Raw genomic sequence first — 5,510 nt, forward strand, 5'->3', positions numbered from 1 at the left:
CCACTAAGGTCCACAGAGTTGCCATCGGCAATCGATAAGGTATTTCCTGATAGGCTTAAAGTCTGGTCATCGGTGTCATCCAAGTATGCACTAAGGTCAACGTTCCCGCCATCTTCCAAGGTCAGGGTATTACCGGACAAGCTCAAGGCCTGGTCATCCGTGCTGCCAGCGGCAAGCTCATCGATAGCCGCCTGGGTGTCCACAGCCGTCAGACCGGAGGTCGTATTGTCATAAGTTACTTCAGATGCCGTTTGGTCATCGGTGCCCGAGTTGTCCAAGGCGCTTAGGTCTGCGGTGGCAGTTCCACCGTTCTCCAAGGCAATCGTCAATTCGTTCGTACTTGTATTGAAGGCCGTGTTCGTGTCGTCCAACTGTTGATCGTCAGTGCTGCCAGCGGCAAGTTCATCGATAGCCGCCTGGGTGTCCACAGCCGTCAGACCGGAGGCCGTATTGTCATAAGTTACTTCAGACGCCGTTTGGTCATCGGTGCTTACATATCCACTAAGGTCCACAGAGTTGCCATCGGCAATCGATAAGGTATTTCCTGATAGGCTTAAAGTCTGGTCATCGGTGTCATCCAAGTATGCACTAAGGTCAACGTTCCCGCCATCTTCCAAGGTCAGGGTATTACCGGACAAGCTCAAGGCCTGGTCGTCAGTGCTGCCAGCGGCAAGCTCATCGATAGCCGCCTGGGTGTCCACAGCCGTCAGACCGGAGGTCGTATTGTCATAAGTTACTTCAGATGCCGTTTGGTCATCGGTGCCCGAGTTGTCCAAGGCGCTTAGGTCTGCGGTGGCAGTTCCACCGTTCTCCAAGGCAATCGTCAATTCGTTCGTACTTGTATTGAAGGCCGTGTTCGTGTCGTCCAACTGTTGATCGTCAGTGCTGCCAGCGGCAAGTTCATCGATAGCCGCCTGGGTGTTCCCTGCCGTCAGACCGGAGGTCGTATTGTCATAAGTTACTTCAGACGCCGTTTGGTCATCCGAACCTAAATCGGCCAATGGTATGCTCACCATATTGGTGTCGCTATCTGTCAGGATAAGGTTCGTGCCGTCCTGTGTCAAGCTCGTATTCGTCGTGTTGGTGTCCAAAGTACTCGCATCGACCAATACCCAATCAGTTCCGTTCCACTGTATCAACTCGCCTGCTGTCGTACCATCAGCTATGTTTTCCAACTGTACCGCGTCATCCGCAATCTCAGCATTGGTGATCCCATCAGTTGCTACGGCCAAGGTATATGGGGAGACCGTTGTACCCGCTCCTGAAAGCGCCAAGGTCCCATTGGTAGCGCCGGTCACCTCATTTCCGATCACCCCATCATTTTCGGTTACTGTTACTGAACCAAGATCCACTAGGGTCCAGTCGGAACCGTCCCATTGCATTACCTGGCCCAAGGCCGTACCGTTGGCCAATTTCTCCAAGGCAACAGCGTCATTGGCGATATCACCGGTAGCGATCGTTCCATCCAAAATATCACTGGACTCAACAGCACCTGTGGCAAGTTCCGCCGTGGTTATGGCATCATCCGCCATTTTAGCGTTCGTGATTACGTTGTCCGCTATCGTCAATGTCACATCGTTCAACGTGGCATTCGCACCGCCGCTGACCGTAAGGTCGGTAGAGGTGATCGAGCCATCACCGGTCAATGCAGTAACATCGACATCCAAGGTGACATCCTCAAAAATAGCGTTCGCCGGTGTACCACCTAATGTAATCGTACTGTTCGGGGATGTGATACTGCCATCCGCCAAAGAGGATTCGTTAACATCCAGGGTCACGTTCTCCAATAAGGAGTTCGCAGGTGTGCCCCCTAGGGTTATCGTACTGTTCGGCGAAGTGATACTGCCATCACCTGTAAGTTCACTTACGTTAACGGCTACCGTATATTCCGTATTGTTACCCGATGTTGTGGAAGAAACATCGACCCCAGTCCCTTCAACCACCGTAGTGGTCTTTTCGCTCGATAGGATATCCTCAGCGAGTTCCGCCAAGGCACCTTCCACTTCCGTGGCCGCGAAGTTGCCCGCAGTATCCGTTATGTTCACTTCATTGGCGATCTGATCGTCCGTGCCCACCAAACTGGAAAGGTCGACGCTCGTTGATGATCCACCCTCTATATCTATCTGTAGGCTGTTGCCGGTCAAGGTAGCGCCGGTCAGATTCTGGTCATCGGTGCTGCCCGCGGCAAGTTCATCGATAGCCGTCTGGGTATCCCCTGCCGTCAGACCCGAAGCCGTATTGTCATAGCTCACCTCAGAGGCCGTCTGGTCGTCCGAACCTAAATCGGCCAATGGTATGGACACCGTATTGGTATCGCTATCGGTCAGGATAAGGTTCGTACCGTCCTCCGTCAAGCTCGTATTCGTCGTGTTCGTATCCAAGGCACTAAGGTTTACCGTTACCGGAGCGGCACCATCACCCTCCAAGGAAATGGCCAACTCACCGGTTCCAGAGTCGAAGGTCAATGCATCGACCGTCTGGTCGTCGGTGCCAAGGCTCGATAGGGGTACCGACAAAGTGCCGTTACTGTCCGTGATTTCCAGATTGCCCGCATTCACGGCGAAGGAGGTGTTCACCTCATTGGTCGTGGACCCATCCACTTCCGTGAAGGTGCTATTGACCACATAAGGGTCCGTGGACGTACCCGTTCCGGTCACGCTGATGTCAGTTCCCCCATTGACGATCGTCTCCGATCCGTCCGCAGTAGGTAAGGTAACACTGTTCGTTCCCGTGGCAGGATTTGTCAAGGTCAGTACATTCCCCGTTAAGGACAGGTCGGTCAATTCGTTGGTATCATCGTTTACATATGGGGTAAGGTCGATCGTCGTATTGTCGGGATCGCCCGTCAAACTGATCACGTTGGCGCTGAACTGTAGGTCCTGATCATCCGTGCCGATATCCGCCAATGGTATGCTCACCGTATTGGTGTCGCTATCGGTCAGGATAAGGTTCGTACCGTCCTGTGTCAAGCTCGTATTTGTCGTGTTGGTGTCCAAAGTACTCGCATCGACGAATACCCAATCCGTTCCGTTCCATTGTATCAAATCGCCAGACGCACTTCCAGCTGCCAATTTCCCTAAGGTAATGGCGTCATTGGCTATGTCTCCTGTAGCAATGGTCCCATCCAGAATATCGGAGGATTCCACGGCGCCCGTGGCTATCTCATTGGTCGTGATTCCGTCAGTTGCAACGGCCAAGGTATATGGGGAGACCGTTGTACCCGCTCCTGAAAGCGCCAAGGTCCCATTGGTAGCGCCGGTCACCTCATTTCCGATCACCCCATCATTTTCGGTTACTGTTACTGAACCAAGATCCACTAGGGTCCAGTCGGAACCGTCCCATTGCATTACCTGGCCCAAGGCCGTACCGTTGGCCAGTTTTTCCAATGCAACGGCGTCATTCGCTATATCGGCCGTTACTATGGTACCGTCCAAGATATCGGAGGACTCAACAGCACCTGTGGCAAGTTCCGCCGTGGTTATGGCATCATCCGCCATTTTAGCGTTCGTGATGGCGTTGTCCGCTATCGTCAATGTCACATCGTTCAACGTGGCATTCGCACCGCCCGTAACATCAATCTCACTTGAGGTTATACTGCCATCTCCCACAATATCCGTAGGATCTACGGTAACCGTATACTCCGTATTGTTGCCAGATATGGAGGTAGATACATCGATCCCCGTTCCTTCAACTACCGTAGTGGTCTTTTCACTCGATAGGATATCCGCATCCAATTCCTCCAAGGCCGCCTGTACGTCCATACTGGTGATATTGCCTGCAGGGGTGACTTCCACCTCGCTGGCATCCTGTATCTCATTGGTTATGCTACCATCCACTTCCGTAAAGGTATTCGTTATTACATAAGGGGTCGCACTTGAGCCATCTCCCGAAACACCGATATCCGTCCCTGCGGTCACCACCGTCTCCGTACCATCCGCGGTCGGCAAAGTGACGGATGTCGCATCCCCTGTCAGACTCAATACGTTGCCACTGATCGTCAAGTCCTGGTTGTCCGTATTGGTATAGCCCGATAAATCGATATCCGTGGCACTGCCATTGTTGGTGATCTTAAGGATATCCCCGGTCAAATCCAGATCCTGTATCTCATTGGTTATGCTACCATCCACTTCCGTGAAGGTGCTATTGACCACATAAGGGTCCGTGGACGTACCCGTTCCGGTCACGCTGATGTCAGTTCCCCCATTGACTATCGTCTCCGATCCGTCCGCAGTAGGTAAGGTAACACTGTTCGTTCCCGTTGCAGGGTTGGTCAAGGTCAGTACATTCCCCGTTAAAGACAGGTCGGTCAATTCGTTCGTGTCGTCGTTCACGTAAGGGGTAAGATCGATCGTCGTATTGTCGGGATCGCCCGTCAAACTGATCTCATTACCGCTGAACATTAGGTCTTGGTCATCGGTGCCGATATCCGACAATGGTATGCTCACCGTATTGGTGTCGCTATCGGTCAGGATAAGGTTCGTGCCGTCCTGTGTCAAGCTCGTATTCGTCGTGTTGGTGTCCGCTCCCAAGGCACTGATGTCAACACTACGGTTGCCACCTCCATCCGTGACCGTCAGGTTCGTGCCATCAAAACTTATCCCTGTGTTGTATTCGTTGGTAGGGTCCGCATCCGCATCGTCAGGGTTGATTGTGACACTGCCACCATCGACCAAGGAAATAGTCGTTCCGGCGGCATCGATACTTAGGTCCTGGGTGTCCGTATCCAAAGTACTCGCATCGACGAATACCCAATCCGTTCCGTTCCATTGTATCAACTCCCCTACTGCCGTACCATCTGTAATATTCTCCAATCCAACGGCATTGTACGCCAATTCCGCATTGGTGATTCCATCAGCGGCTACGTCCAAAGTATATGGACTTACCGTTGTCCCTGCCCCTGAGAGCGTTAAAGTCCCATCGGTAGCACCGGTCACTTCATTTCCGATCACCCCATCGTTCTCCGTTACGGTCACAGAGCCTAGGTCAATAAGAATCCAATCCGTACCGTCCCATTGCATTACTTGCCCTGTGGAAGTACCATTGGCTATATTTTCCAACTGAACCGCGTCATCGGCAATTTCAGCATTGGTGATCCCATCAGCAGCGATATCCAAAGTATATGGATCGGCATTCGTCCCGCTGCCTGAGCGCGTCAATGTAGCATCCGTACCGTTGACCACTTCGTTTCCGATGATCGCATCCGCATCATCTACATCATCTATCCCATCATTGTCTACCGTAATATTGCCACCATCAGCTAATCCTATGGTGGATGTTCCATTTCCATTGTCCGTAATGGTAGAAGCCTGGAAAGTTACAGGTGATCCATTTTCGTTTGTATATGTAAAACTACCATTTCCATGGTCTACCAAAGTTGATATAGTTTCTAAATTCTTTACTGCAGAAGTTAAATCTATCTTAGTGGTATTCCCATCCTCGTCAATATAATCGATGTTCGTATCATCGGCGTTCAAGGCGATGGTTGTCAAGGTCTCCAGGTTCGTTACATC

General features: G+C 51.8%; 1 protein-coding gene. It reads right to left on the reverse strand.

Annotated elements, in window-relative coordinates; translation table 11 throughout:
• On the reverse strand, nucleotides 1-5,510 hold a 5,510-nt coding region (locus tag PHU20_RS19975; protein WP_274827179.1), incomplete at both ends, for a beta strand repeat-containing protein.

Origin of the sequence: Maribacter polysaccharolyticus, assembly GCF_028882255.1 — a bacterium.
Classification (GTDB): Bacteria; Bacteroidota; Bacteroidia; order Flavobacteriales; family Flavobacteriaceae; genus Maribacter_A; species Maribacter_A polysaccharolyticus.